Source organism: Alloalcanivorax xenomutans (assembly GCF_900217905.1).
In the GTDB taxonomy this organism is placed as follows: domain Bacteria; phylum Pseudomonadota; class Gammaproteobacteria; order Pseudomonadales; family Alcanivoracaceae; genus Alloalcanivorax; species Alloalcanivorax xenomutans.
The window spans coordinates 155,623-181,346 of the sequence record NZ_OBMO01000009.1; the positions used below are offsets into that span (position 1 = coordinate 155,623).

Below are 25,724 nucleotides of genomic sequence, written 5' to 3' on the forward strand. Positions count from 1 at the left end.
GATATTCAGGAGAACAACATGAAGATAACAAAACTATTGTCTCTTGCTCTGACCGCCGCTCTGCCGTCTCTGCTGGTGTCCCCATTGGCGTTGGCGGAGGATTTTCCCACCAGACCAATAACGGAAATCGTGCCGTATCCCGCCGGTGGCAGTAGTGATTTGGCCGGTCGGGCTCTCGCCAATGCCCTTGCCGATCATCTTGGTGTCAACGTGGTTGTCGATAACCGTTCCGGTGGTGGTGGCAGCGTCGGCATCAGCGCTCTGGCTCGGGCCCGGACGGACGGCTACACCATCGGCGTGGCACCAATAGGCACCATCGCCAATCAGCCTCACATGCATCGCACGCCCTACAACACGGAATCGTTTGACTACTTGTGCCAGTTCTACTACGGCCCTGAAGTCCTGGTAGTGAAACCGGATTCGCCGTTCAACACTCTGAATGAGGTGATCGATTACGCCAAGGCCCATCCCGGCAAGTTGTCCTTTGGCAGCCCCGGGCCGGGCACTTTGCCGCACCTGGACATGCTCAGATTCCAGCAGGTGGCGGGTATCGAGCTGACCCACGTTCCCTTTGCCGGCGACGGCCCGGGTTTGACCGCGTTGATGGGTGGACATGTGGATCTGTATATGGCGATGCCGAACACGGTTACCGACCGCAATCTTGATGCGGTGGCGGTATTCAGTGATGAACCCATGGCTTCCCTGCCCGGTATCAAGACCGTGATGGAACAGGGCCACAACATGACCGCTTCCGTTTCCGGCGGCCTGGTCGCCCCCAAAGGGCTGCCGCAGGACATTAAACAGAAGTTGGTAAAGGGCTGTGAGCAGGCCACTGAAGCCGAAGAGCTGAAAAAGGTACTGGCCCGTGTCGGCTTCGAGGCTCGCTATCAGGGCCCGGATGAGTTCCGTCAATTGGTGGAGCATACGTCCGAGGTGAATGGCCGCTTGATCAATGATGTGATCAAAAAAGGCGGAGGCCGGTAATTATGAAAGCACGTGTCCTTGACGCTGGCTATGGCGTTGCCGTGCTGGTCGCGGCATTGGCGGTGTATTTCGCCGGCGGTGGCGACGACAGCGTGCAGCAGGTGGCCAATGATCCGTTCTGGTATCCGAAGGTGCTGCTGGTCTTGATCGGCGTGTGTTCGGTGTGGCTGCTGGTGAAAAGCGCGTTGGGGCGTTCCGGGACGCCGCCCTCGAGCATTCAGTGGCGGGCCTTGGCGGCAACGGCGATGATCAGCGGTGCTTACCTGCTGGCCTATGAGGCGCTGGGCTTCGTGCCCAGCACCCTGGCTCTGATGTTGGTGATGAGCGGGGTGCTGGGGTTCCGGCGCCCACTATGGCTGGTGGTTATCTCGGTATTGTTCACCGCGATGATCTGGTACGGCTTCGCCGATTTGTTGAATCGGACGCCCCCGGGGCCAGCGTTGCCTTCCTTGAGTTCACTGTTCCAATAATTTTTCCAAAAAAATACATACCGGATAACCGGAGGCTATCGAAATGGATGCCTTTTTAAGCGCCCTCAGTATGCTCACCTCGATGGATGCCCTGTTGGCCGTGGTGGCGGGTACGCTGGTGGGTATCATCATCGGCGCCTTGCCCGGCCTGGGGTCGTTACTCGCGATCACCATGGCCCTGCCATTGACCTTCGTCCTGGGGCAAGGTGCCAGTATCGCGTTGCTGCTTGGCATTTACTGTGGATCGATCTACGGCGGCTCGCTATCCGCGATTCTCATCAATACACCCGGTACGCCGCAGTCCGCGGCAACGGTGCTGGATGGCTTTCCCATGGCGCGGCGTGGCGATGCCGGGTTGGCGCTGGGCTGGTCGACCACGGCGTCGGCCTTTGGTGGCATCCTGGCCACCATCATTCTGGCGGTGGCCTCGCCGTTGCTGGCGAAGATCGGCATTCGCTTCGGGCCGGTGGAGTATTTCGCGCTGGGCCTGTTCGCGTTGACCTGCATCGTGACGGTGTCACGGGACAACCTGGTGAAGGGATTGCTCGCCGGTCTGCTGGGCTTGTTCGTGGCGGTGGTGGGGCAGGACCCCGTGACCGGCTATTTGCGTTACGACTTTGGTGTCTTCGATCTCTCCGCCGGTATCGGCCTGGTGCCGTTTCTGGTTGGGTTGTTCGCTTTGTCCGAGGTGTTCTGGCGAGCGGCGGAAAAAAAGGAGGAAATCGGGCCGGTTATCCGCTCCGCCTTCCAACTGCCGACACTGCTGGATCTGCGCCAGCGTGCCTCGGTGCTGATCAAGTCATCACTGATCGGAACCTGGATTGGTACGCTGCCGGGCGTCGGCGCCGCCTCCGCTTCCATGGTCAGCTATGCGGAAGCCAAGCGAAGTTCTCCGAACAAGGACAAGTTTGGCACCGGTGAGCCGGATGGTTTGATTGCTTCCGAGGCGGCCAATAACGCGGTCAGCTCAGGGGCCATGGTGCCGACCTTGTCTCTCGGCGTGCCCGGTGATCCGATCACCGCGGTGATGCTTGGTGCCCTGGTGCTGCAGGGGGTCACACCGGGCCCCCGGTTGTTCCTCGAGAATCAGTCGCTGGTGCTGTTCATCTTCATGATGCTGTTCGTGGCGAACATCTGCATGTTTCTCGGCGGGATGCTGATGTCGCCGTTATTTTCGCGGATCCTGCGTCTCCCCGAGCCGCTGTTGATGGCCTGCGTGGTGGCGTTGGTCGCCACCGGCACCTACAGCATCAACGCCAACCCTTTTGATTTGCTGGTGGTGTTGATCGCGGGTATTGCCGGTTTGCTGCTGCGCTACAACGGTTTTCCCCTGGCGCCGATGGTGATCGGGTTCGTGCTGAGCCCAATGATCGAACAAAGCCTGCGGCAAGGCCTGATTCTGAATCAGGGCAGTTTCGTCGCTTTCGCCGCCAGCCCGATTGCCGCGGTGCTGTTTGCTTTGACCACGCTGTTTCTGCTGTGGCCTGCGATCCGGCTTATTCAGCGGCGTGTGCTGCAACGGCGGAAGGGGCAGCCGTCAACTAATTCGAATTAATCAGGAAGTACAGGGAGAATAATGGCTATGACGGAGAATAAAAAAGCGCTGGATGGTGTCCGGGTGGTGGAGTTCGGCCAGTTCATCGCGGGCCCCGGCGCCACCCAGATTCTGGCGGATCTGGGCGCCGACGTGATCAAGATTGAAAGCTTCAACGGCGATAACAGCCGGAAGTTCGGTGTCAGTGAGAAAAGCGGTTATCGCAGTGGCATGTTCATGGCCTATAACCGTGGCAAGAAATCCATAACCCTGGATCTGCGCAACCCCGAAGGCGTGGAAATCGCCCGCAAGCTGGCCCTGCGGGCCGATGTGGTGGTGCAAAACACTCGTGTGGGCGTGATGGAAAGTATCGGTCTGGACGCGGCCACTCTGCGCGCTGAAAAGCCGGGCCTGATCTACGCTTCCATTTCCGGATTCGGCACTGGCGGCCCTTCCCGGGAGCGCCCCGGGCTGGATATCGCCGCGCAGGCGGAAAGCGGCATGATGTCGCTGACCGGTGAGCCGGGAGGCACACCGCTGAAAACCGGGTTCGCCGTGGTCGACGCGGCCACCGCCACGGCCACCGCCAACGCCGTGCTCGCCGCCTTGTTCCGTTTTGCCCGGACCGGCGAAGGAGAAACCATCGAAGCCTCCCTGCTGGCCACGGCAATCGGATTGCAGTCACAGATCTGGGCGGAGTACGCCTGCTCCGGCAGTTTGCCGCAGAGGGCCGGCAATGCTCAGCCACTGGTGGCGCCAGCGGCGGATCTGATCGCCGTGCAGGACGGTTACATTGTCATCTCCGCCTATATGGAGGATCACTGGCAACGGCTGTGCCGTGCCGTGGAGCTGCCGGACCTGGCCCGGGACGAGCGTTTCGCCACCAGCAACGACCGTGTCAGAAACCGGCCGGCGATGATCGATATTCTGAGTACCGCTCTGGGTGACTACAAAGGTGAAGAGGCGCGTGCCCAACTGGAGAAGTTCGGTGTGGTCTGTGGGGTGGTGCGGGATTACCGTCAGGTCCGGGCCAGTGCCGATGTCCAGGCGACCGGTATCTTCAAGCGTGTGAACGACGGCCGGGGCCAGGAGGTGGAGATCCCCGGGCTGCCTTTCACTTTCGCCGACGCCGGTGAGATGGAGAAACCCTATACGTTGCCCGAACTGGGGGAACATACCCTGGAGGTTCTGGCGCAGATCGGTTTTACGCCGGAACAATGCCAGGCGCTTCTGGACAGGAACGTGATCGCGGCTGGCGGCTCGGCATGATATGGGCCGCATAATAAAAGCAACGTGCTGTCACGCGTCTGCTGTGGACAGCCTCCGGTGAATTGGGTATTGCTGAATCCATAACCGAGCCGGTTCCCCGTCAGCCAGGGGCCGGCGAATCCGAAGAATCACGACAAGAATAAGGATGCAGCAACTTGCCTAACCGGTCCGAGCCTCAGCCCCCGGTGGGGGCCCGCGTATTGGCGATACTGCGGCGCCTGCCGCCGGTACGCCGTGCCGAAGCCCGTTTTCAGCATGTGGAAGAAGAGGTGCTTCGTGGTCTCAGGGAGCGGATGGATGCCCTGGATCCCGGGGCCTCCCGTCATGCCGAATCGTTCCAGAACCGCCTGGCCGTCAGCCTGGAGCAGGATACCGGCACCCTTGAGCTGGAGATCGTCCAGGGCCTCGCCGGCCATCTGGTTTCCGATGAATGGCGTCTGCTGGCGGCGCTGTCCGACGGTTCCGGTTATCCAATGCTGACCCTGCGCCGCGCCCGCTGGCGTGACAGCGGGGAAGCGCTGCACCGCTATTCCAGTATCGGCCGCAGTGCCGGCGTGTACGCTCAGGAATACGTGCCGCTGTATCTGGCCCGTCTGATCAATAATGGTCTGGCGGCGGCGTTGCCGGAACGGGCGTCGCTGCGAATGGATTACGAGCTGTGCGAGGGCGATGCCACGTTCCGGGAAGCCCTGCGCCGCTGGGACGGGGAGCGGCCGCCGCTGAGGAGCTGTCGCGAGACTCTGGTGATCAGCCCCGCGGGCCAGCGCCTCTGGGATGCGGTGATGCAACTGGGTGAGGAGGAAAGGTGAGATGGATTGGTCCCTGATCCTTGCCGACGTACGCGCCAACTGGATTCTCTATCTCTCCATGCCGGTGGTGGCGGCCTTGATCGGCTATGTCACCAAGCTGGTGGCGATTCGTATGATGTTCCAGCCGCTGGAGTTCGTCGGTAAACCGCCGTTGCTGGGCTGGCAGGGGATCGTGCCGCGCCGGGCCGCCACCATGGCCAGCATCGCTTGTGATCTGATGATGGAGCGGCTGTTGAAGCCGGAGGATGTGTTCGACCGTCTGGACCCGCAACGGGTGGCGGCGGAAATCCGCGATCCGCTTATCGACGTGGTGGAAGACATTACCCGGGAGGTGGCTTCGGAATATCAGCCCGGCCTATGGGAAACCCTGCCTGAAGGGATCAAGCGGCGGGTGATCCAGCGTATTCAGAAAGAAGCGCCGCACATGGTCGAACAGATCATGGAAGACATCAAATCCAACATCCATCGGGTGTTCGATCTCAAGCACATGGTGGTGAACGCGCTGGTGCGGGACAAGGAACTGCTCAACCGGGTGTTCCTGGAGGCCGGCCATGTGGAGTTCAAGTTCATTGCCCGCTCCGGTATTTATTTTGGCTTCGCCATCGGCTGTGTTCAGGCGGTGGTCTGGGCGCTGACCCACAACGTCTGGGTGATCCCCCTGTTCGGTCTGTTCACCGGCTGGTTCACCGATTGGCTGGCGCTGAAGATGATCTTCAACCCGAAGCAGCCAGTGCGCTACTTCGGTATTTTCGAATGGCAGGGGTTGTTTCTGCGCCGTCGCAAGCAGGTGGCGGCCCGTTATGGCGAACTGGTGGCCCAGGAAATCGTCACCCCGCAGGCGATCATCGAGGAAATCCTCAAGGGACCGTTATCGGACCGCCTGTTCGCGCTGGTTCAGCGCCAGGTGCAACGCACCCTGGACGAACAGGCCGGGCTGGCCAAGCCCCTGGTGGTGTTCGCGGTGGGCACCAGCCGTTACCAGCAGATGAAAAAAGCCGTGGCGGAAAAGGTCATGGCGGCGTTGCCGGAGGCGCTTGGTCATGTGGAGGCTTATGCGCAGGAAGCCATGGACCTGAAGAATCTGCTGGTCACCAAGATGCAGGAACTGACCGAAGAGGAATTCGAGGGTCTGTTGCGGCCGGCTTTCCAGCAGGACGAGTGGATTCTGATCGCGGTGGGCGCTCTGCTGGGCTTCCTGGTGGGGGAGGTCCAGGTCCATGTCATGCTGCATTTCGCGGTGATGCCTGTGGGGTAGCGGACCGTTAGCGCGCCACGGCCCGCCGGGACTCTAATCCACCGCATCCCGTAATGGTGCCAGTGCCTCGTCCACACAGTCTTGCCAGCTTTGCGCGTCCTCGAAACGGCGATAGCCGCCGCCAGCGCCGAAAGCGCTGGAGATCACCAGGTCCGGAGACAGAGTGCGCAGGAAAATCAAACTCTTGATCAAGGCTTCGTGGTCGCTCATTGAAGGCAGGAAACCGTTGCGGCCCTGGCCGCCTTCATCGAAGTACAGAGTGTCACCCGTGAAGAGATAGCGGTCGCCGGTGGGGGATTGCACCAGAAAACAGGTGCTGCCGGGAGTGTGCCCGGGGGTGGGCAGGATTTCGATGTCGCGCGGATGATGCTCCCGTTGCGCCAGTATCACATCCACCGGGCAGTATTTTTCAATGTCTTCCAGCTCGCTCCGATGCCCGCACAACTGACTGTTGAAACGGGTCCGGATCACCGCCAGGCTGGCGCCGACTTCGTCGCGGTGACTCAGATACTGGCGATGCACGCCGCCGTGATCGGCGAAAGCGGATAACTCATCATCATGACTGGTGTTGTAAAACAACACATTACCCGCCGGATGGGCGTAGAGGTAGGCGTGGGTCTGCAAGCCGGGAGCAGGGTGTTCCGGCTCGGTCTCCCACAGGTCCTCGGCGATCTGTTTCATCTTGGCGCTCCAGGGTTGGCGTTGAGCCCATGCTAAGACCTCAACCACGGTGGAGGGCAACCCCCCGGCGCTGAAGATGTGACCTTGCTTGGGGTCAGCGGTATCCAGCTGTCCTTACCAACTGCCGGTGTTCTCCATGGAGGCCCAGGGTTCCCGTGCCGGCAGAGCATCGCCTTTTTGCAGCAATTCCACCGAAATCAGGTCCGGTGAGCGGACGAACGCCATGTGGCCGTCCCGGGGCGGGCGGTTGATGGTGTAGCCCATGTCCTGGAGGTGTTGGCATAACGCATAAATGTCATCCACCCGGAAGGCCAGGTGGCCAAAGTTGCGCGCCGAGCCCATGTCCTCTTCCGGGTCCCAATTCCAGGTCAATTCGACTTCCGCTTCCGGGCTTTCCGGCGCGGCGAGGAACACCAGGGTGAAACGCCCGGCGGGCACTTCCTTGCGGCGGACTTCCTTCAGTCCCAGTCCCTCGCAATAGAAACGCAGGGAGGCATCCAGGTCAGTGACGCGGACCATGGTGTGCAGGTATTTCATTGGCTGGTCTCCGTGAATCAGGACACTTTTGCAGGCAGGGCGCCCATTTTGTCACGGCGGCCCCGCGGGCTCCAGGGAAGAGGTCGGGATGCGCCATCGCTTGACCCGGCGGCATGGAGGGGGTTCGATTATGAAAATGAAACCAGATTCCATAACAAATGATAGGGAGAAGCTGTGATGGCGTTGCATCGTCTGAGCACCACCGAACTGGCCCGGCGTATCCGTGAGGGCGAACTGACTTCCAGTGAGGCGCTGGAATACTTCATAGCCCGTGTGGAGAAGCTGGATCCGCCGCTTAACGCGGTGGTGGTGCGGCGCTTCGACGAGGCGCGGCAGCGGGCACGGGAGGCGGATGAGGCGCTGGCCCGGGGCGAACACTGGGGTCCGTTGCACGGGGTGCCAATGACGGTGAAGGAAACCTTCGAAGTGGCCGGCTGGCCCACCACCGCCGGGGTGACGGATCTGGCCGGACATGTTCCACGGCAGGACGCCGATGCCATTGAGCGGTTGCGCGCCGCCGGCGCGGTACTGTTCGGCAAGACCAACATACCGGCCTACGCCGGCGATCTGCAGAGCTTCAACGAGATCTATGGCACCACCAACAATCCGTGGAACCCGGAATTGACTCCGGGCGGCTCCTCCGGCGGTGCCGCCGCCGCGCTGGCCGCCGGCATGACGCCGCTGGAACTGGGCAGTGATATCGGCGGCTCCATTCGTACCCCGGCGGCGTTCTGCGGTGTGGCGGGTCTGAAGCCGAGCTGGCGGCTGATTCCCACCCGTGGTCATATCCCCGGACCACCAGGCGCCCTGTCCACCCGGGACATCTCCGTGGCCGGCCCGATGTCACGGCACGTGGAGGACTTGGAACTGGCCATGGAAATTCTGGCGGGTCCGGATCAGGACGAAGGTACCGGCTGGCGCTTGCAACTGCCGGAACCGCGCCACCAGCAGCTCGAGTCGTTCCGGGTGGCGGCCTGGCTGGATGACCCCCGTTGCCCGGTGGACCGGCGTATCGTCGAGGCCCTGGAGCAATTGACCGGACAATTGGGCCAATGGGGCGTGGAGGTGGACCATGAGGCGCGGCCCGAGGGGATCGGTCTGTCCGAGGCATACGATGTTTACTATCAGTTGCTTGCCGGCACCATGGGGGTGGGGTTGCCGCCGTCGCTGTACCAGCAGATGGAAGAAGGGGCCGCCGAGGCCGCTCCGGATGATCAGGGTTACCGGGCCCGCTTCGCTCGTGGCACCACTCAGAGCCATGCGGACTGGCTGCGCGCCAATGAGCGGAGGACGGTGATGCGGCGTCAATGGCGTCAGTTCTTCCAGGACCACGACGTGTTGCTGTGTCCGGTGGTACAGACGTTGCCGTTCAGCCACCGGCAGACGCCGGGCCCGGATCAGCGTACGCTGACCGTGAACGGAGTGGATCAGCCTTATATGGACATCCTGGTCTGGGTGGGGTTGGCCGGGGCGGTCTATTTGCCGGCGGCGACGCTGCCCATCGGCGTTTCCGCGGAGGGGTTGCCGCTGGCCGTGCAGATCATCGGCCCCTACCTGGAGGATCGTACCGTGCTGCGTTTCGCCCGGTTGCTGCAGGAACGGCTGGAAGCCTTGCCAGAACCGCCTTTGGGCGGCTAAACCGGCCTGATTCCATTAAAAATGACCCAGTAGTCGTGGAAACGAAATAAGACAAAAGTGGGTATGGCGATGAGGGATCCTGTGTTAAATTTGCGCGGAATCTCATTATTTTGATCACCTATTTCGCTATGCGAAATAGGTGTCGCTTTGACCCAAACCGGTGGCGCTCACCACCCGAGAAGAAAAAGCAGGAGAACTAGAATGGTTCTATTAGCACAACTCCGTAAGCATCTGGTCACGGCCGCCGCCGCGGTGGCGGTGGCGACCAGCGTTGTTTTGCCCTCCCTGGCCTCCGCCGACGATGTCATCAAATGGAAGGTTCAGTCCCACTGGCCTGGTGCCAGCAGCTCCTACAAGGACAGTCTGGAACGCATCAAGCGGGTGCTTGAAGAACGCACCGATGGCCGTCTGCAACTGCAATTGTTTGAGTCCGGCGCCCTGTTCAAGCCCAACGAGACCTTCAACGCGGTCAGCCGTGGCATCATTCAAATGGGTACCATCTCCCCGGGTTACGCCCAGGACAAGCTGAGCCTGGGCGGCATTGCCTCCGGTCTGCCCTTCGCCTTCCACAACGTGTGGGAAGCGGTGTACTTCCACAAAAACATGGGGTTCGAGGACAAGCTGCGGGCGGAAGCCGCCAAGTACGGCGTGTACTACTCCACCGACAAGATCTACCCCACCGAAATGGTGCTCAAGAAGCCGGTGGAAAGCTGGGATGATTTCACCAAGCTGAAGATCCGCTCTTCCGGTGCTTTGCAGAAATTCCTCACCGAGGCTGGTGCCGCTGGCTCCTATATTCCCGGCGGTGAGCTGTACCAGTCGTTGTCCACCGGCGTGGTGGACGGTGCTCACTGGGGGGCCTCCCAGGGCGCGAAGAGCATGGGCCTGTATGAGGTGGCCAAGTACCACGTCAAACCGGCTCTGAACATCGCCGGCACCGACGTCTTCATCGTCAGCCAGAAAGCCCTGGACAAACTGCCGGACGGCATGGCCAAAATCGTCAAGGACGCGTTGGAAGAGCAGTTCTGGCTGCGCACCAACGAGTATCTGTACCAGGAGCGGGTTTCCCTGGCCACGGCAATGCGGGACGAAGGCGTGCAGATCAACACGCTGCCCGACGACGTACAAAAGCGCCTGACCGCCACCGCCCAAAAGACTTGGGATAAAGAAGCCGAGCGCAGCCCCGAGGCGAAAGCCATCGTGGAAGAACTGCGTGGTTTCCTGAAGGACCTCGGTTACCTGTAACGGATGACCGTCAGGATGATGAGGGCGCCCATCGTGGCGCCCTTTTCTCGTTCCCGCCCTTCTCTCGACCTATTGGAGGAATCCCATGTCCGCGGTTCGAGCGTTTATTAATGGGATCACCTGGCTGAACGACCATGTCGGCCGCTGGGTTTCCTATCTGGTGTTCGCGATGTTCGCGTTCCTGATACTGGAGGTGTTCCTCCGCTACGTGTTCGGTGCGCCCACCGTATGGACCAACGAGCTGACGCAGATGCTCTTCGGGATCTACGGCGTGCTCGCCGGCGGTTATGTCATGGCGCATAAAGGCCACGTCAACGTGGACCTGTTCCATTCCGCGTTGCCGGTACGGGTGCGCGCCGGCCTGGATGTGATCACCTCCGCGGTGTTCTTTATTTTCGTCGGGGCACTGCTGTATTTCGGCAGCTCCATGGCATTGGAATCGATCGAGGGTCTGGAAACCTCCTATTCCGCCTGGAACCCGCCGATCTGGCCGATCAAGGCCTGTATCCCGCTGGGGGCCTTGTTGCTGCTGCTGCAGGGCCTGGCCAAGTTGCTGCAGGACCTGGGCGTGGCCTTCAATTTGATCGATCCGTCGGAGATCAAGACTCTGGGTGACGAGGAGGAAGACCACCTATGAGTATCGAAATGCTCACCTTGCTGTTCTTCGGTACCCTGCTGCTTTTCGTCTTTCTGGGCGTGCCGCTGACTTTCGTACTGGGCGGTGTCTCGGTGGTGTTCCTGTATTTCACCTGGGGTGCCGACGCTTTCTATATGGTGGCCTCGCAGATCTGGGGCACGATGGAAAGTTCCACCCTGGTGGCGATCCCGCTATTCGTGTTCATGGCCATGGTGCTGGAGCGAACCGGGGTGGCCAAGGACCTCTATCATATGATGCACCTGTGGTGGGGTGGCCTGCGCGGCGGTCTGGCCATCGGTACCCTCGGCATCTGTGCCTTGTTCGCGGCCATGTGTGGTATCAGCGGCGCTGCGGTGGTGGCCATGGGTACCATTGCTCTGCCGTCGATGCTGGAGCGCGGTTACGACAAGAAGCTGGCGCTGGGGGTGATCAACACCGGCGGCGGCTGGGGAATTCTGATTCCGCCCAGCATCCTGATGATCCTGTATTCGTTGATCACCGGGGTTTCCGTGGGTCAGATGTTCGCCGCCGGGGTGTTGCCGGGCCTGTTGTTGATGGTGCTGACGGTGCTGTACATCGTCGTGCGGTGCGCCTTCCAGCCGAATCTGGCACCGGCCTTGCCCAAGGAAGAACGGGGCAACATGGCGGAGAAGATGCGCGCGCTGCGGGCGGTGATCCTGCCGATCCTGATCGTGGTGATGGTGCTGGGCTCCATCATCAAGGGCATCACCACCCCTACCGAAGCGGCCGCCGTAGGCGTGTTTGGTTCCCTGCTTTCCGCCATCGTCTACCGTAAGCTGACCCTGGGCCTGATGCGGGAAGCGGCTCTGCGCACCTTCAAGCTTACCGGTATGATCATGTGGATCCTGTTCGCCGCCCACGCCTTCAGTGCCGCTTACCAGAGCATGGGCGCCCAGGCGTTGATCGAAGGGCTGATGACGTCGATCCCCGGCGGTCCCTGGGCGATCATTATTTCCATGATGGTGATCGTGTTCCTGCTGGCGATGGTGCTGGATCCCGTGGGTATCATGCTGATCACGCTGCCGGTGTTCATGCCAATCGTACAGAGTCTGGGTTTTGATCCGATCTGGTTCGGCATCCTGTTCGTGATCAACATGGAGATCGGCTATATGACCCCGCCGTTCGGCTTCAACCTCTTCTATCTGAAAGGGGTGGCGCCACCGGATGTCAGTATGCGTGATATCTACTCCTCGGTGATTCCGTTCGTGATCGTGGAAATCATCGGCCTGGCCCTGATCATGATGTTCCCGGAAATTGCCACCTACCTGCCCCAAGCCCTGTTCTAGGGGGCTCCCGGCAAGCTCCCGGCATCCGTTTCAAGGAAAAGCCGGGAGCTTGTCGAATCCGCATCTTCCTGATCGACTCTCTGGTGACGTTAACCCATAAGGAGAGTCATCCGTGAACGTAAATCCCTATCTTTTCTTCCAGGGACAGTGCGAGGAAGCGCTGCGGTTCTACGCTGATCTGCTGGACGGCGAAATTCTGGCGCTGCTGCCGTACGGGCCTGAAGGCTGTAAGGACATGCCCGAGGCGAAACAGGACTGGATCATGCACGGCTGCGTAAAACTGGACGGCACCGTGCTGATGGGCTCGGACAGCCCTTCGGACCGGTATCAGGTGCCGACGGGGCTGTCGGTGTCGCTGGAGGTAAATGACCCGGAGCGGGCCGAGCACGTCTTCGCGGCGCTGTGTAGCGGCGGCAGCGTGATCATGCCCATGGAAGCGACGTTCTGGGCGCTGCGTTTCGGCATGGCCACCGACCGTTTCGGTATCCCCTGGATGGTGAACTGCCCGAGCCCGGAGGCCGGCTGCCCGGAATAGTCGGTCTTGCGGACATGATTTCGCGAGCGAGCTCGCTTCCCGCAAAGAAACTACGAGGCCGCTGTGGGAAGCTGCCTTGGCAGCGAACGGGCGTGTAACCACTGCTATCGCCAATGGCGGGGAGGCAGTGGTTCACGGGCCACGATCGGTCGGTGGCTCAGTCCCGGCCTTCGCTCTCCTTCCAGCGCGCCATCAGCGTGTTGGAAGGCAGTGATTCATCCAGCAGCTTGCGGGCCGTCTCCACGCCGGCCACCGGCAGGCCTTCCGGGTCCAGCAGGCCGATCTGCACCAGCACACTGGCCTGGTCCCAATAGATGTGTTCGTGGCACAGCTTGTCACCACGGAAGCGCACCACGCCGAGCATGGGGATTTCCACTTTCCTGCCGGTGGCGGCCACGCCGGGCAGCAGCCAGTCGATTTCCCGGTCGTGGGTGAAGCTGAGCACGAACTCGTCGACGATCTGGCAGGCGCCGATGGTGCGGGAGATCGGTGTCAGCATCATGTCCTCGGGATTACCGTGGACGAAGTGGTGCTGGTAGAAGCGGCTCAGCTGTTGATAACCGACGCCGCCGGTCATGGTGGGAATGTGGTTCACATAGGGTTCGGACACCATGGTGGCCATGGTCGCCGGGACATCGCGCGCCTCGAATTCGTAGCGCACGTGCTCTTCCCACAGGGCGGACAAATCGTATTCGGGGCCGATCTCCCTTTTCAGGGCGGCGATGGTGCGTTCATGCGCCATCTGCGCGGAGGGTTTGTGATAGTGGTCGCCCTTGGGCCGGGCAAAGGCATGATCCACTCCGGGATAGACGAAGGTTTCCAGGCGTGACACGGTGCCGCCCAGGGCGGTGATGATGCGGTTGCGGGCCGCGTCGTCGCAGAAGCCGTCCAACTCGGCGAAATGCAGCACCAGCCGCCCCCGGATCGACCCGGCCTCTTGCAGATGGTTCTCGATACCGACTCCATAGTAGCCGACGCTGCACGCCACATCGGTGCGGCAGGCGGTCAGATAGGCCAGCTTGCCGCCCAGGCAATAGCCGACGAAGCCCAAACCGTCTCCGCTCACCTCCGGCCGTTGCCGCAGGGCATCCAGTGTGGCGGCGATGTCGTCGATGGCCAGATCCAGATCAATGGTCTGGAACAGTTCGAAAGCGCGACCGAAATCCTGTTCGGTGTAGCCCAGTTCGATACCGGGTTCGATGCGCCAGAACAAATCCGGAACCAGGGTGACATAGCCTTCCTCGGCGTAATACTCCGCCAGCTCGCGCATGGTGCCGTTGACACCGAAAATCTCCTGACCCAGCACCAGCCCGGGCCCCTTGCCCCCTTCCGGTACGGCCAGATAGGCGCGGAAATGGCCGCCGTCGCGGGCCTCGATATCAATGAACTGTCCCATGCTATGCTCCCTGTCGGGCCGGCCTGTCCGACCCCTTTGATGATGCTAGGGCCTGTTCACCCTATTTTCATCCCGTCTGCTGGATGCCCTTTTTGCCTCCAGCCAGGCGGAGGGCGCGCGGTTTGGTCATTCCAAATGAGCAACCGACAACGACGCGGGAGGTAAAAAGGGCTCCAGCCCTTCGGGTTGCGGCTAAAACGTCACCACTCCGCGTTACTCGTCGTTCATTTGGAATGACCAAACTTCTCTCCTCGTGCCTGGATTGGTGGCGTTTTAGCCGCAACAGGCGGGATGAAAATAGGGTGAACAGGCCCATGAACGTTACGAAATTCCGAATAGTATGAAACCGCAATCCACATAAGGAGAACAAGCCATGGGGTTCATCGATTCCCGCGCCAACATTCACGACAGCGCCTACGTTCACGAATCCGCTTACCTGTATGGCGACATCACCATCGCCGAAGGGGCATCGGTGTGGATCAACGCGGCGGCGCGGGCGGAAGCCTATGACATCCACATCGGCCGTTACAGCAACATTCAGGATTTCGTCATGATTCACATTGGCAGCGGCTGTGGTACCCGGGTGGGTGAGTACTGTTCCATTACCCACCATGTGACGCTGCATGGCTGCACCATTGGTGATAACTGTCTGATCGGTATCAACAGCACCATCATGGACGGTTGCGTGATCGGCGATAACTGCATCATTGCCGGCCATACCTTCCTCAAGGAAGGCACCGTGATTCCCGATAATTCGATTGTCATGGGCTCTCCCGGTGAAGTGCGCCGCCAGCGTGATAATCGCATCGCCAATCGGGTCAACGCCCTGGCCTATCACCACAATGCCCGCGCTTATGCCAAGGGCGACCATCGCGCCTGGGAGGACATGGCGTTATTCCAGAGATTGGCCCGGGAAGTGGCGGAAGACGCACGGTAACCGGAAATGAAGCTGGTGCTGTTGCCGGGCATGGATGGAACCGGTCTGCTTTTTCGCGACGTACTGGCGCATCTGACCTCGTTGGAATGCGAGGTGATTCCGCTGCCGCACGCCGGGCCGCAGGATATCGACCGCCTTGCCCGGCATATCGCCTCGCGGCTGCCCCAAAGCGACTATGTAATGCTGGCGGAGTCCTTTTCCGGGAAGATCGCGGAAACCCTCCTGTTACGGGGGGATCCCAATCTCAAGGCGGTTATTTTCGTGGCGTCTTTTCTTTCCAGGCCCGGCTGGCTGCTCCCCAGGCTGGCGGCTGCCTTGCCGATCAAAGCACTGCTGGCGTTACCCGCTTCGTCGTTGGCGATCCGCTGGTTCCTGATGGGGCGGCAGGCGTCCGATGAAACGATTACGCGGTTCCGGCAGGCGGTAAGGCCGGTACCGCGAAAGGTGCTTGGGCAAAGGCTCGGGCAGATAGCGGGCATGCGCTTTGAAAGGCACCGGTTCACGGTGCCGGCGCTGTACCTTCGGCCTCGAAATGATGTTCTGGTAAGCGACGTGACGGCGCAGTTCAGGGCATCCTTTGCGAACCTGGACGTTGTCGAGCTTGGCGGGCCTCACTTTATTCTTCAGGCGAGACCGGAGCGGTGCGCGGACATAATCATGGACGCCGTAAGAGCGTGGTTCCCGGCTTGCGGTTAGCGAGGAAAGAACAACGTGAAGCGGGCGCCGCCGAGGGGGGAATCGTCCAGGGTCAGGGTCGATGAGTAGCTGTCGAGGATGTCCTTGACCACCGCCAGGCCCAGCCCTTGACCGGGATGGCGGGTATCCAGCCGCTCGCCCCGTCGCAGGATACGTTCGCGCTGGTCCTCGGCGACGCCGGGGCCGTCGTCTTCCACCACCAGGATGTCGCCGTCGCTGAGCCGCCGGGCGCTGACGCGTACCCGGCTGAGACAGAGGCGATAGCCGTTTTCCAGAAGATTGCCGAGTACTTCCAGCAAGGCGCCTTGCTCCAGGGGCAGAGTGAAGTGATCGGGAAGGGCTCGCTCCAGAGTGACCTGTTTGCCGTGGTGCACCTTGTCCAGCGCGGTTTCCAGGGTATCCAGTAGTGGCGCCAGCGCCACCTGGTGACGGATCAGGCCGCTGCGGCGCAGCGAGGCCCGCTGCAGCTGAAAACCGATCTGTTGGTTCATGCGCTCGATCTGATTACCCATGATTTCCACCTGCTCCCGGTTTTGCTGACGGGAGGACAGCGTTTCACCCACCGCCTGGAGCAGGCTCAGTGGTGTTTTCAGGCCGTGGGCCAGATCCGCCAGGGAATCCCGGTAGCGCTCCCGTTGCAGCCGTTCGCTGTCGAGCAAGCGGTTCAGTGAACGGGTCAGACGCAGCAGTTCCCGGGGGTGGTCCTCGCTGAGCCGCTCCCGTTCGCCGCTTTCCACCTGGTCCAATTCCTCTTTCATACCGCGCAGAGTACGGAAACCCCAGGTCAGGCCCAGCCACAGCAACACCAGCAATACCAGCAGGCCACCGCCGAGCCAGACGTAAAGCTGCTTGCGCAAGCCGGACAGCATGGCGTCGTAGTCCCGGGACGGTTGCACGGTGACGATACTGTAAGCGGCATCCTCGCCCCGCAGCAGATCGATTTCCATATCGTAGACGAACAGCTTGACGCCGTTGGCGTCACGAACGCGGTGCAACTCCCGGTTCTTGTCGCCATCATAGCGGGGCAGATAATCGATGTTCAGATCGTGGGTGGAGGCGGAGCGCCAAAGCAGATGGCCGTCGCGGTCGTAGATAAAGCCAAACAGCTTGTTGTCGAGGAGGGTGAATTCCTCGTCGGGTAAATGATCCGGCATGTGCAAGCGGCCATCTTCCACCCGGGCGGCGGAAATAAGGGTGCTGACGTCCGCGGCCAGGCGCTGTTCGATGGTGTCTTCCAGTGCCAGGCTGAACGCCTGCTGCAGAGCCTGTTGCAGAGCGATGATGAACAGCACCGCCAGGGTGGCGGCGCCGAGCATCAATCGCAGGCGCAGCGACCGTTTCACCGGCAACGCTCGATGAACAGGTACCCCTGGCCGCGTACCGTTTCGATCGGGCGGAAGTCTCCGGACTGGTCCAGCTTGCGGCGCAGGCGCCCGACCAGCACTTCGATCACATTGGGGTCACGGTCCTGATCGTCGGGGTATAACTGTTCCATCAGCCGGTCCTTGCTGACCACTTGTTGATGATGGCGCATCAGATACTCGAGGATACGGTATTCGTAGGCGGTCAGCGCCAGGCTGTGTTCGCCGACACGAGCCTGACGCCGATTCAGATCCAGCACCAACGGGCCGGCCTCGATGGTCGATTGCACGAACCCGGAAGCGCGGCGCAACAATGCGTTCAGACGTGCTTCCAGCTCCTCGAACTGGAAGGGTTTGACCACGTAATCGTCGGCGCCGGCGGCCAGCCCTTCCACCTTGTCCTGCCAGTTGCCGCGGGCGGTAAGAATCAGAATGGGGAAATTCCAGCCCTGATGGCGAATCTCGCGAATCAGGTCCAGACCACCCATGCCGGGCAATCCGAGATCGACGATGGCCAGGTCATGATGGTATTCCCTGGCCCGGTACAGCGCCTCTTCGGCGTCGGCCACCGCATCCACCACGTGACCCTGCTCGCCCAGACGGCTGTACAGATGGTGGCGCAGTAACGCCTCGTCTTCCACCACCAGCAGTTTCATGGGGCCTCCGATAATGCCTCGCCGGCGCGGGGCCGGCGAGAGGGGGTACTGGGCGGCACGGCAGCGAGCGGTGCCGCCCTTCAGGGGGCATTGCCCCGGTGTTCGATGTCGATCAGAACCGATAGTTTACGCCGACATAGAACTGTTCGCTGCTGTGCAGATCGGCACGACCGGCATTGCCCACGCCGCGTTCCTTCAGTTGCACGTCGGCGCTGGTGCGCAGGTAGCGGTAGCCGCCTTCCAGCGCCACGTTGTAGCCGAGATTCTGAATAATACCGGCCTGCACACCGCCGGCCAGGCCCACGTCACGATCCCGGTGGAAACCACGGCTTTCCTGTTCCAGGCTGACCAGACCGGCGCTTACGCCGCCGAACAGCTGGGTGCCGTGGTCGCCCACTGGCAGCAGGGCGTCATAGCTGCCCAACAGGTTCTGCTGGCGCAGTTTGTACTGGTGCCGGGTATCGGAGGCATAGTCATAGGTGACGTAGAAGCGGGCGTTATCTTCGACGGTGCCCAGACGCACGCCCCAGGTGCCGCTGTTTTTGATGGCGCCGTCCAGGTCAGGATCATTCAACTGCGCGTTCAGTGAGTGGGATTTCTGCATGTTGTTACTGGTTTCACCCCAGGTGACACCGCCGAAATGGTCGGCGGCCTGAGCCAGACCGATAGCACCGACCAGTGTGCTGCCCAATACCAGTTTCCCGAATGTTTTCATGGCTTTGATCCTTTGTTGCTGACACTGTTTAACGATGAAGTCAGCATAAAGAGGTCATCCTGAACCGAGCCTGTCGCCTTCCTGAACGGAACTTGAACGGAAGTCAGAAAGTGCGGCGAATACCGTGCGCGCGAACCGGCCGGCACGGCGACGGGAATCACGGGGAGCGGATCTCCTGTGAGGGAGGGAGCAACCATGAAGTTTATTTTCGAAGTGAGAATGAAGCCGGGTTATACGGTGGCGGAGTACGCCGAGGCGTGGACCGAGGCCAGTGAAATTATCCAGCAGGCTCCCGGAGCCCGCGGCACCTACTTGCACCGCAAGATCGGTGAGCCGGACACCTTGCTGGCCATTGCCCATTGGGAATCCAAGGCCCACCGGGACGCCAAGGATGACCGGCGCAGCGAGATCGTGCGCGGTATCCTGGAAAAACACGCCCGTACCTGTGAGATCACCGTGATCGGTGAGTTCGAGGAGCCGGAGTGGCAGGTGCTGCCGCCCCGGCGGGATTAGGGCCTGTTCAGCCCTGGTTCAGCAGGGTATCGCCAAACTCATCACGGAGCTTGTTCTTAAGCACCTTGCCGGTGGCATTACGGGGCAGTTGTTCCACGAACACCACCGCATCGGGGATCTGCCAGGAGGCCACCTTGCCTTCGAAGCCGGCCAGGATGTCCTGCTCCGAGGGGTTCTGGCCTTCCGCCTTGACCGCGATCAGCAAGGGGCGCTCATCCCATTTGGCGTGGCGGGCGGCGATCACCGCGGCGTCGGCCAGTTCGTCCATGCCCATGGCCAGGTTCTCCAGTTCCACCGAACTGATCCACTCGCCGCCGGATTTGATCACGTCCTTGGAGCGGTCCTTGATGGTGAGAATACCGTTACCGTCGAGGGTGGCGATGTCTCCGGTGGGGAACCAGCCATCGCGGTGCGGCGCCGGGGTGTCGACGTTGAAATAGGCATCAATGACCCAGTGTCCCTGAGCGTACAGATTGCCCTGGGCCTCGCCGTCGTTGGGCAGGTCGTTGCCGTCGTCGTCCATGATTTTCAACGCCACGCCGAATGGCGGACGGCCCTGCTTGGCGCGCACCGCGGCCTGCTCGTCCGCCGACAGGCTCAGGTGCTTGTGCAGCAGAGTGCTGACCGAGCCGATCGGGCTCATCTCGGTCATGCCCCAGGCGTGCAGGGTGTCGACGTCATAGTCGTCGCGGAAAGTGGCGATCATCGAAGGCGGGCAGGCGGAGCCGCCGATCACGGTGCGGTTCAGACTGGGGACTTTCTCGCCGCTCTTCTTCAGTGAGCCGATCAGGCCCTGCCACAGGGTCGGCACACCGGCGGCCAGGGTCACCTGATGCTCGTTGATCAGGTTTTTCAGGCTGTCGCCATCCAGGTTCGGCCCGGGCAGCACCAGTTTGGCGCCGACCATGGCGGCGGCATAGGGGATTCCCCAGGCGTTCACATGGAACATTGGAACCACCGGCATGATGCAGTCCCGCCCGCTGAGTCCCAGGCTGTCGGGCATCACCACGGCGTAGGAATGCAGCACCGTGGAGCGGTGCGAATAGAGCGCGCCCTTGGGGTTGCCGGTGGTGCCGGAGGTATAGCACAGGCTGGAAGCGGTGTTCTCATCGAACTCCGGCCAGCGGAAATTCCGCTCGCCCCGGGCCACCAGGTCGTCATAGCCGATGATGCCGGGAACCTGCTTTTCCGCTTCCTCGTCCACCGGCCCCATCAACACGATATGTTTCAGGTGATCCAGCTTGTCGCGGATGGCGGCGATCAGCGGCAGGAAGGTCTTGTCGATGAACAGGACCTTGTCCTCGGCGTGATTGAAGATGTACACCAGCTGCTCAGGGAACAGCCGGGGATTGATGGTATGGCAGACCAGGCCGGCGCCGGAGACACCAAAATAGACTTCCAGGTGGCGATAGTTATTCCAGGCCAGGGTGGCGGCCCGGTCGCAATGGTCCAGTCCCAGTTGCAGCAGCGCGGAAGCCAACTGACGTGAACGTTGTTCCACTTCGCCCCAGGTGGTGCGGTGCACGCCGCCAGTGGTCTCCACCGAGACGATCTCGGCGTCGCCATGGTAACGGGCGGCATGGGTGATCTGGCTGCTGATCAGCAGCGGCTGTTGCATCATTTGGCCAAGCATTGTTGTTCTCCCGGAGCTGGCTTGTTGTTTTTACGGTTGGTTGGTTCTTCGACAATGGGTTGCGTCAGGGCGCAGGCATTTAGGCGCGATTTGGCCCTTTATTTGAATAAGCCGGGTTGACCTTTCGTGGCGATAGGCAAAACCAGCCATCCGCCGCTTTACCTTAAGCACGGTTGAGGTCCTAGCCTTGGCCCCTCGATACCTTGATGCCCTATCAGACCAAGAGGAAGGAGTGGACGCAATGACCAATCGGGTGGATCTCAATGCCTATCTGGAGCGAATCGACTATCGCGGCCCGCGCACGCCGGGGCTGTCGCTGCTGGCGGAGCTGCAACGGCGGCACATCGCCACCATCCCCTTCGAGAACTTGTCACCGTTTCTCGGTCTGGAGGTGGAGCTGTCCCCGCGGGGGCTGGAGCGCAAGCTGATTGACCAGAAACGGGGCGGTTATTGTTACGAGCACAACCTGCTGTTCAAGAACATCCTCGAACAGTTGGGGTTTCAGGTCAGCGGTCTGGGGGCGCGAGTACTGTGGGAGCAGCCCTACACGGCGCGGCCGGCGGTGTCCCATATGCTGCTGCGGGTCACCCTGGACGAGGTGGATTATCTGGTGGACACCGGATTCGGCGCCCTGACCCCCACCGCGCCTCTGCGCCTGGACCGTGTAGGACCGCAGGAGACCGCCCACGAGCCCTATCGCGTGCTGCACCTGAATGATCATTTCCTGCTCGAGGCCTACGCGGGGAATGGCTGGAAAACCCTGTACCGGTTCGATTTGCGAGAGCTGTGGCAGGCGGACTACGAAATGGCCAGCTGGTATCTGTCGCACCACCCGCAATCCCATTTCGTCACCAACCTGGTGGCCTGCCGGGCGGATGCGGACGGCCGCCGGAACCTGAATAACCAGCGCCTGTCGATCTACCCGCCAGGGGGAGAGCGTCAGCGGCGGACGCTGAGCAGCGTGGCGGAAGTGCTGGCGGTACTGGAGCAGGAAATCGGTTTGCGGCTCCCGGATCACCCGGCTTTGGAGCGGCGGGTGGCGGACTTGCTGGCGGCCGGGGCGGGCTGATGTCTCGCCGGCGACTATCCGTGCTTGAGGCCTTGGCTTCCCTTGGTTAGTGTTGCCGGTTTCCCCCAAGGATCGCCCCGAGAGTAGAACGTTATGTGGATCAAGAATCTGACGGTGTTTAGTGCCAAGGACCCTTTTACCTGGCCGGTGTCGGAGCTGGAGGCCCAGCTGGAGAACGCCCGTTGTCAACCCTGCGGTAGCCAGTCCCCGAGCAGCGAGGGCTTCGTGCCGCCGCTGAAGGGTGAGGAACGGATGGTGTTCGCGGTGGAAGGGTTCGTCTACTGCGTGCACCAGGAAATCACCCGTTTGCTGCCCGGCCCGGTGATCAAGGAGGAACTGGACGAACGGGTGGAGCAGATCCAGGAGCGTGATGATCGTCGCGTGGGCCGCAAGGAGCGGGCGGAACTCAAGGAACAGATTACCTTTGAGCTGCTGCCGAGGGCGTTCACCCGCTCCCGCCGCACCGGCGTGTTGATCGATCTGGAGCGCGGCCGGATTCTGGTCGACAGTTCCTCCTCCACCCGTGCCGAGCAGGTGGTGTCGGCGCTGCGTGAGGCGCTGGGATCGCTGCCGGTGACCCATGCCGGTGGCGAAAGCGCGCCGACCACCGCGTTCGCGGGCTGGTTACGGGACCACCGGCAATTGCCGGAGGACTTTGGGCTTGGTGACCGCTGCGAGCTGAAGGATGTGAAAGGCGAGGGGGCCAGCGTGCGTTTCACCGCGGTGGATCTGGGCCGCGAGGAGATCCTGGCTCATCTGGACACCGACATGGTGCCGGTGCGGGTGAACCTGTCCTGGAATGATCAACTGGAGTTCGATCTGACCGACGGCCTGGACCTGAAACGCATCAAGGCGCTGGATCAGTTCCAGGAGAATCTGGACGGCATGGAGGCGGACGATGCGGTGGCGGAGCTGATGGCACGCATCAGTTTGCAGGGTAATGCCTTGCGCAATTTGCTGGACGGCATCTACCAATACTTTCAGGTAAAAGCCGACGCGGCCTGATACGGCGCCCGCAATGGCCCGAGCGGACCTGTGATTACCCGCGTGGGGTCACAACAATGGAACGCCTTGAACCAGGGCGACGGCACCCATGCCGTCGCCCTCGGGGACTTCTTCTTACGGGTGGGTGCCATGCAACGTATAGAGATTAACCGGAGCTTTCCGTTTCCGGTGGAGAAACTGTTCGACTTCCTCAGTGATCACGAAAACCTGGAGCTGATTTTCGCGCCGGCCAGAATCCGGCGGATCAAGGATGGCGAGGACACCCCCAACGGTGTCGGTTCCGTGCGCCGTATGCGTATCCTGCTGGCGCCGCCGTTCGAGGAAACCGTGACCGAAGTGGTGCCCAACGAACGGATCGCCTACCGCATCAGCAAGGGCAGCCCGCTGAAGAACCACCAGGGTGTGATGAGTTTCTCCGCGCAACCGGACGGCGGCAGCCGCCTGCATTACGTGATCACTTTCCAGGGCAAATTGCCGCTGGTGGGGCCGCTTATCAAGGCCGGGCTGCAACGCGGCATCGAGCGCGGTCTGAGCCGGCTGCGGCTTTAATCAGGGTTGCAGCTGCCGTACCGGCCGCACCTCCACGCAACCCACCCGCGCCGCGGGAATCCGTGCCGCGAGCTGGATCGCTTGATTCAGGTCGCGGGCGTCGATCAGGTAGAACCCCGCCAGTTGCTCCTTGGTTTCAGCGAAGGGGCCGTCGGTCACCGAGGTGGTGCCTTGATGCATGCGCACGGTGACCGCGGTATTGACCGGTTCCAGGGCTTCGGCGGCCACCAACTGGCCGCTGGCCTCCACGGTCTCGCAGTACGCCTCGCATTCAGCGTCTTCCGGGCTTTCCGGCAGGCCGTGCAGTTTTTCTTCCTCGCAGTAGACCAGGCACAGGTATTTCATCGATTGATCCTCAACAGGGCGTTATAACGAAGATGGGGTGGCAGAGGACAGCTCCGCCACCCGTTTTTCCAACAAGCGCCGCTCCGCTCCCTGGCGGCTCAGTGTCAGAGCCTCCTGGTAGACCCGCAGCGCATCCTGGTGGCGGCCCAGCCGCCGCAGCAGATCGGCGCGGGCGGCCCGGGCTGGCAGATAGCCGTCCAATTGACCGTCGGCGAGCAGCTCATCCACCAGTTTCAGGCCGGCTTCCCAGCCATCCCGCATGGCCACCGCCACCGCCCGGTTCAATTCGATAACCGGTGACGGGCTGGTGCGCAACAAAACGTCGTAGAGGCCGACGATCTGCGGCCAGTCGGTCTGGTCGGCGCTGGCGGCTTCGCCGTGCACCGCGGCGATGGCGGCCTGCAATGTATAGGCACCGAACCGGCCTTCGCCCAGAGCGCGCTCCACCAGGGCGGTGCCCTGTTGAATCAGCTCCTGGTCCCACAATGATCGGTCCTGGTCTTCCAGCAAGATCAGATCGCCCTGATGATCCAGGCGCGCCGGGCGCCGGGCCTCGATCAACAGCATCAGCGCCAGCAGGCCACGGGCTTCGGATTCGGGCAGCAATTCCACCAGCAAGGCGCCGAGCCGGATGGCCTCGCGGGACAGATCCGGACGCGTCAGGTTCTCGCCGGAAGAGGCGAAATACCCCTCATTAAAGACCAGATAAATCACCTGCAGTACGGAGTCGAGCCGTTCGTTGAGCTCCTGCCGTTCCGGCACTTGATAGGGAATGCCGGCCTGGCGGATCTTGTTCTTGGCGCGCACGATGCGTTGCGCCATGGTCGGCGTGGCCACCAGATAGGCGCTGGCGATTTCCTCGGTGGTGAGGTCGCACACTTCCCGCAGGGTCAGCGCCACCCGGGCGTCGGCGGGCAGCGCCGGGTGGCAGCAGGTGAAGATCAGCCGCAGGCGGTCATCTTCCAGCTCTTCTTCCTCGCCGGGCGGCGGCACGTCCTTTTCCAGGCGCCGGGCGATCTCCTCCTGGGAGGCGTCGAAGCGGGCCCGTCGGCGCAGGGTGTCGATGGCCTTGAAGCGGCCGGTGGAGACCAGCCAGGCCCGGGGCTGTTCGGGAATGCCGTCCCGTGGCCATTGCTCCATGGCGGCGATGAAGGCGTCCTGCAGAGCCTCCTCGGCCAGATCGAAATCGCCCAGCAGACGGATGAGCGTGGCCAGCACCCGGCGGGACTCCGCCTGGTACAGAGAGGCCACCTGACGTTGCAGCGCCGGTGAGGCGGGGCTGTCCATGCGTCGCTCCTGAGCTTGCCGGGGCTTTGGGGTGGTCTTCATGCTAACAACAACCGCCGATCGCATCATGGGGTTTCCTCCGCTGTCGTGACCGGCCGCACCTCCACCGCGCCAAGCCGGCAGGCGGGCAGATGGGCTGCCAGGGCCAGGGCTTCATCCAAATGGGCCGCCTCCAGCACCAGCCAGCCGGCCAGCTGCACCGGGCCTTCCGTGGCCGGTCCCGGTTCGATCTGCCGCCGTTCATTACGGTATCGCAGGGTGGTGGCGGTAAGTGTGGAGGCCACCGTGCCGCTGGCGTGCAGTCTTTGATGCTGGCGCAATTGCTGGCGTAACGCCCGGGCGCTGTCATGCAACGCCCGCCGCTCATCCGCCGGCAGGCGTTCCAGTGCGTCTTCGTTCACGTAAATCAGACACAGGTACTTCATCGGCGCTCCCGTTTCCCGCCCGGCTGTCCTTGAGTAATCGTCCGGGGAAAGCAGAATTCGACAGCGATCAAACCACCAGTGGTATCCCACAATCGCCGTGACGTTAAGTCCCAAGCCTGTCGCGGGGCCGCTACAACGCCGCTGTGGGAGATTCTATGGTGCCCTGCAACGCTTAAAAGAGCTTTGCGGGGCAATATTCTTGTTGCTGCTTCATCAGGGCGAAGGCGGTGCGGGCG

The 25,724-nt window shown here is 61.7% G+C and carries 27 protein-coding genes; 17 read left to right on the forward strand and 10 right to left on the reverse strand.

What is annotated here, in order from left to right; genetic code table 11:
* Positions 1-18 precede the first annotated feature (18 nt).
* The 6 genes from CRO06_RS09080 to CRO06_RS09105 all read left to right on the forward strand — a co-directional run bounded on the left by CRO06_RS09080 (position 19) and on the right by CRO06_RS09105 (position 6,321).
* Positions 19-984: a tripartite tricarboxylate transporter substrate binding protein gene (locus CRO06_RS09080; protein ID WP_097058286.1), complete on the forward strand. Its 966-nt coding sequence runs from the start codon at positions 19-21 to the stop codon at positions 982-984.
* A gap of 2 nt (positions 985-986) precedes the next feature.
* Positions 987-1,454, forward strand: a complete 468-nt coding sequence (locus CRO06_RS09085) for a tripartite tricarboxylate transporter TctB family protein (RefSeq protein WP_063142164.1) — start codon at positions 987-989, stop codon at positions 1,452-1,454.
* Between the two features lie 43 nt (positions 1,455-1,497).
* The gene (locus tag CRO06_RS09090) at positions 1,498-3,009 is read left to right on the forward strand and encodes a tripartite tricarboxylate transporter permease (RefSeq protein ID WP_097058287.1); all 1,512 of its coding nucleotides are present in this window, start codon (positions 1,498-1,500) and stop codon (positions 3,007-3,009) included.
* A gap of 27 nt (positions 3,010-3,036) precedes the next feature.
* Positions 3,037-4,257: a CaiB/BaiF CoA transferase family protein gene (locus CRO06_RS09095; RefSeq protein WP_035450508.1), complete on the forward strand. Its 1,221-nt coding sequence runs from the start codon at positions 3,037-3,039 to the stop codon at positions 4,255-4,257.
* Between the two features lie 155 nt (positions 4,258-4,412).
* A complete protein-coding gene (locus CRO06_RS09100; RefSeq protein WP_022996934.1) occupies positions 4,413-5,066 on the forward strand; it encodes an Abi-alpha family protein in 654 nt (217 codons plus the stop codon).
* A gap of 1 nt (position 5,067) precedes the next feature.
* Positions 5,068-6,321: a hypothetical protein gene (locus CRO06_RS09105; RefSeq protein WP_022996933.1), complete on the forward strand. Its 1,254-nt coding sequence runs from the start codon at positions 5,068-5,070 to the stop codon at positions 6,319-6,321.
* Positions 6,322-6,354: 33 nt separating this feature from the next.
* Here CRO06_RS09105 and CRO06_RS09110 read toward each other — a convergent pair whose 3' ends face one another.
* The gene (locus CRO06_RS09110; RefSeq protein ID WP_022996932.1) at positions 6,355-7,002 is read right to left on the reverse strand and encodes an MBL fold metallo-hydrolase; all 648 of its coding nucleotides are present in this window, start codon (positions 7,000-7,002) and stop codon (positions 6,355-6,357) included.
* Between the two features lie 114 nt (positions 7,003-7,116).
* A complete protein-coding gene (locus CRO06_RS09115; RefSeq protein ID WP_022996931.1) occupies positions 7,117-7,539 on the reverse strand; it encodes a VOC family protein in 423 nt (140 codons plus the stop codon).
* Positions 7,540-7,716: 177 nt separating this feature from the next.
* On the opposite strand from CRO06_RS09115, the gene CRO06_RS09120 reads away from it, so the two are divergent.
* The 5 genes from CRO06_RS09120 to CRO06_RS09140 all read left to right on the forward strand — a co-directional run bounded on the left by CRO06_RS09120 (position 7,717) and on the right by CRO06_RS09140 (position 12,901).
* Entirely contained in the window at positions 7,717-9,177 is a 1,461-nt protein-coding gene (locus CRO06_RS09120; RefSeq protein WP_097058288.1) for an amidase, read from the forward strand.
* 201 nt (positions 9,178-9,378) lie between these two features.
* Positions 9,379-10,422 (forward strand): TRAP transporter substrate-binding protein DctP, encoded by a 1,044-nt coding sequence (gene dctP, locus CRO06_RS09125; RefSeq protein ID WP_022996929.1) that lies wholly within the window; start codon positions 9,379-9,381, stop codon positions 10,420-10,422.
* Between the two features lie 85 nt (positions 10,423-10,507).
* Entirely contained in the window at positions 10,508-11,059 is a 552-nt protein-coding gene (locus tag CRO06_RS09130) for a TRAP transporter small permease subunit (RefSeq protein WP_022996928.1), read from the forward strand.
* The gene (locus CRO06_RS09135; protein WP_097058289.1) at positions 11,056-12,366 is read left to right on the forward strand and encodes a TRAP transporter large permease; all 1,311 of its coding nucleotides are present in this window, start codon (positions 11,056-11,058) and stop codon (positions 12,364-12,366) included. The genes CRO06_RS09130 and CRO06_RS09135 overlap by 4 nt, the downstream gene beginning before the upstream one ends.
* A gap of 112 nt (positions 12,367-12,478) precedes the next feature.
* A complete protein-coding gene (locus CRO06_RS09140; RefSeq protein WP_097058290.1) occupies positions 12,479-12,901 on the forward strand; it encodes a VOC family protein in 423 nt (140 codons plus the stop codon).
* Positions 12,902-13,058: 157 nt separating this feature from the next.
* Here CRO06_RS09140 and CRO06_RS09145 read toward each other — a convergent pair whose 3' ends face one another.
* A complete protein-coding gene (locus CRO06_RS09145; RefSeq protein ID WP_097058291.1) occupies positions 13,059-14,297 on the reverse strand; it encodes a dienelactone hydrolase family protein in 1,239 nt (412 codons plus the stop codon).
* A gap of 373 nt (positions 14,298-14,670) precedes the next feature.
* On the opposite strand from CRO06_RS09145, the gene CRO06_RS09150 reads away from it, so the two are divergent.
* Together CRO06_RS09150 and CRO06_RS09155 are read left to right on the forward strand one after the other, a co-directional pair.
* Positions 14,671-15,234: a gamma carbonic anhydrase family protein gene (locus CRO06_RS09150; protein WP_022996924.1), complete on the forward strand. Its 564-nt coding sequence runs from the start codon at positions 14,671-14,673 to the stop codon at positions 15,232-15,234.
* A 6-nt stretch (positions 15,235-15,240) separates the two neighbouring features.
* Positions 15,241-15,930: an alpha/beta fold hydrolase gene (locus CRO06_RS09155; protein ID WP_097058292.1), complete on the forward strand. Its 690-nt coding sequence runs from the start codon at positions 15,241-15,243 to the stop codon at positions 15,928-15,930.
* Here CRO06_RS09155 and CRO06_RS09160 read toward each other — a convergent pair.
* The 3 genes from CRO06_RS09160 to CRO06_RS09170 form a co-directional block, all read right to left on the reverse strand.
* Positions 15,927-17,273, reverse strand: a complete 1,347-nt coding sequence (locus tag CRO06_RS09160) for an ATP-binding protein (RefSeq protein WP_022996922.1) — start codon at positions 17,271-17,273, stop codon at positions 15,927-15,929. The genes CRO06_RS09155 and CRO06_RS09160 overlap by 4 nt on opposite strands.
* The gene (locus CRO06_RS09165; RefSeq protein ID WP_022996921.1) at positions 17,270-17,947 is read right to left on the reverse strand and encodes a response regulator; all 678 of its coding nucleotides are present in this window, start codon (positions 17,945-17,947) and stop codon (positions 17,270-17,272) included. Before CRO06_RS09165 ends, CRO06_RS09160 begins: the two co-directional genes overlap by 4 nt.
* Positions 17,948-18,059: 112 nt before the next feature.
* On the reverse strand, positions 18,060-18,662 hold the full coding sequence (locus tag CRO06_RS09170; protein WP_022996920.1) for an outer membrane beta-barrel protein: 603 nt from the start codon (positions 18,660-18,662) through the stop codon (positions 18,060-18,062).
* Positions 18,663-18,857: 195 nt separating this feature from the next.
* On the opposite strand from CRO06_RS09170, the gene CRO06_RS09175 reads away from it, so the two are divergent.
* Positions 18,858-19,175, forward strand: coding sequence for an antibiotic biosynthesis monooxygenase family protein (locus CRO06_RS09175; RefSeq protein ID WP_026948421.1), 318 nt, complete (start codon positions 18,858-18,860; stop codon positions 19,173-19,175).
* A gap of 7 nt (positions 19,176-19,182) precedes the next feature.
* Here CRO06_RS09175 and CRO06_RS09180 read toward each other — a convergent pair whose 3' ends face one another.
* Entirely contained in the window at positions 19,183-20,808 is a 1,626-nt protein-coding gene (locus tag CRO06_RS09180; RefSeq protein ID WP_022996918.1) for a long-chain-fatty-acid--CoA ligase, read from the reverse strand.
* Between the two features lie 241 nt (positions 20,809-21,049).
* On the opposite strand from CRO06_RS09180, the gene CRO06_RS09185 reads away from it, so the two are divergent.
* The 3 genes from CRO06_RS09185 to CRO06_RS09195 all read left to right on the forward strand — a co-directional run bounded on the left by CRO06_RS09185 (position 21,050) and on the right by CRO06_RS09195 (position 23,431).
* Complete coding sequence (locus CRO06_RS09185; protein ID WP_022996917.1) at positions 21,050-21,877, forward strand: arylamine N-acetyltransferase family protein; 828 nt, start codon at positions 21,050-21,052, stop codon at positions 21,875-21,877.
* A 93-nt stretch (positions 21,878-21,970) separates the two neighbouring features.
* Complete coding sequence (locus CRO06_RS09190) at positions 21,971-22,882, forward strand: recombination-associated protein RdgC (RefSeq protein ID WP_026948423.1); 912 nt, start codon at positions 21,971-21,973, stop codon at positions 22,880-22,882.
* A gap of 42 nt (positions 22,883-22,924) precedes the next feature.
* Entirely contained in the window at positions 22,925-23,431 is a 507-nt protein-coding gene (locus CRO06_RS09195; RefSeq protein ID WP_233917793.1) for an SRPBCC family protein, read from the forward strand.
* On the opposite strand, the gene CRO06_RS09200 is transcribed toward CRO06_RS09195, so the two are convergent.
* From CRO06_RS09200 to CRO06_RS09210, 3 genes are all read right to left on the reverse strand, one after another.
* Positions 23,432-23,776, reverse strand: a complete 345-nt coding sequence (locus CRO06_RS09200) for a YciI family protein (RefSeq protein ID WP_022996914.1) — start codon at positions 23,774-23,776, stop codon at positions 23,432-23,434.
* A 21-nt stretch (positions 23,777-23,797) separates the two neighbouring features.
* Positions 23,798-25,063 carry an RNA polymerase sigma factor gene (locus CRO06_RS09205; protein ID WP_022996913.1) on the reverse strand — a complete coding sequence of 422 codons (1,266 nt, stop codon included), beginning with the start codon at positions 25,061-25,063 and terminating at the stop codon, positions 23,798-23,800.
* Between the two features lie 65 nt (positions 25,064-25,128).
* Positions 25,129-25,488 (reverse strand): YciI family protein, encoded by a 360-nt coding sequence (locus CRO06_RS09210; RefSeq protein ID WP_022996912.1) that lies wholly within the window; start codon positions 25,486-25,488, stop codon positions 25,129-25,131.
* Positions 25,489-25,724: the final 236 nt, after the last annotated feature.

What these genes read in the sequence shown, in the direction of transcription:
- CRO06_RS09080 (WP_097058286.1), top strand. Translation starts at nt 19, where the DNA reads ATGAAGATAACAAAACTATTGTCTCTTGCTCTGACCGCCGCTCTGCCG.
- CRO06_RS09085 (WP_063142164.1), top strand. Translation starts at nt 987, where the DNA reads ATGAAAGCACGTGTCCTTGACGCTGGCTATGGCGTTGCCGTGCTGGTC.
- CRO06_RS09090 (WP_097058287.1), top strand. Translation starts at nt 1,498, where the DNA reads ATGGATGCCTTTTTAAGCGCCCTCAGTATGCTCACCTCGATGGATGCC.
- CRO06_RS09095 (WP_035450508.1), top strand. Translation starts at nt 3,037, where the DNA reads ATGACGGAGAATAAAAAAGCGCTGGATGGTGTCCGGGTGGTGGAGTTC.
- CRO06_RS09105 (WP_022996933.1), top strand. Translation starts at nt 5,068, where the DNA reads ATGGATTGGTCCCTGATCCTTGCCGACGTACGCGCCAACTGGATTCTC.
- CRO06_RS09110 (WP_022996932.1), bottom strand. Translation starts at nt 7,002, where the DNA reads ATGAAACAGATCGCCGAGGACCTGTGGGAGACCGAGCCGGAACACCCT.
- CRO06_RS09115 (WP_022996931.1), bottom strand. Translation starts at nt 7,539, where the DNA reads ATGAAATACCTGCACACCATGGTCCGCGTCACTGACCTGGATGCCTCC.
- CRO06_RS09120 (WP_097058288.1), top strand. Translation starts at nt 7,717, where the DNA reads ATGGCGTTGCATCGTCTGAGCACCACCGAACTGGCCCGGCGTATCCGT.
- dctP (WP_022996929.1), top strand. Translation starts at nt 9,379, where the DNA reads ATGGTTCTATTAGCACAACTCCGTAAGCATCTGGTCACGGCCGCCGCC.
- CRO06_RS09130 (WP_022996928.1), top strand. Translation starts at nt 10,508, where the DNA reads ATGTCCGCGGTTCGAGCGTTTATTAATGGGATCACCTGGCTGAACGAC.
- CRO06_RS09135 (WP_097058289.1), top strand. Translation starts at nt 11,056, where the DNA reads ATGAGTATCGAAATGCTCACCTTGCTGTTCTTCGGTACCCTGCTGCTT.
- CRO06_RS09145 (WP_097058291.1), bottom strand. Translation starts at nt 14,297, where the DNA reads ATGGGACAGTTCATTGATATCGAGGCCCGCGACGGCGGCCATTTCCGC.
- CRO06_RS09150 (WP_022996924.1), top strand. Translation starts at nt 14,671, where the DNA reads ATGGGGTTCATCGATTCCCGCGCCAACATTCACGACAGCGCCTACGTT.
- CRO06_RS09155 (WP_097058292.1), top strand. Translation starts at nt 15,241, where the DNA reads ATGAAGCTGGTGCTGTTGCCGGGCATGGATGGAACCGGTCTGCTTTTT.
- CRO06_RS09165 (WP_022996921.1), bottom strand. Translation starts at nt 17,947, where the DNA reads ATGAAACTGCTGGTGGTGGAAGACGAGGCGTTACTGCGCCACCATCTG.
- CRO06_RS09170 (WP_022996920.1), bottom strand. Translation starts at nt 18,662, where the DNA reads ATGAAAACATTCGGGAAACTGGTATTGGGCAGCACACTGGTCGGTGCT.
- CRO06_RS09175 (WP_026948421.1), top strand. Translation starts at nt 18,858, where the DNA reads ATGAAGTTTATTTTCGAAGTGAGAATGAAGCCGGGTTATACGGTGGCG.
- CRO06_RS09180 (WP_022996918.1), bottom strand. Translation starts at nt 20,808, where the DNA reads ATGCTTGGCCAAATGATGCAACAGCCGCTGCTGATCAGCAGCCAGATC.
- CRO06_RS09185 (WP_022996917.1), top strand. Translation starts at nt 21,050, where the DNA reads ATGACCAATCGGGTGGATCTCAATGCCTATCTGGAGCGAATCGACTAT.
- CRO06_RS09190 (WP_026948423.1), top strand. Translation starts at nt 21,971, where the DNA reads ATGTGGATCAAGAATCTGACGGTGTTTAGTGCCAAGGACCCTTTTACC.
- CRO06_RS09200 (WP_022996914.1), bottom strand. Translation starts at nt 23,776, where the DNA reads ATGAAATACCTGTGCCTGGTCTACTGCGAGGAAGAAAAACTGCACGGC.
- CRO06_RS09205 (WP_022996913.1), bottom strand. Translation starts at nt 25,063, where the DNA reads ATGGACAGCCCCGCCTCACCGGCGCTGCAACGTCAGGTGGCCTCTCTG.
- CRO06_RS09210 (WP_022996912.1), bottom strand. Translation starts at nt 25,488, where the DNA reads ATGAAGTACCTGTGTCTGATTTACGTGAACGAAGACGCACTGGAACGC.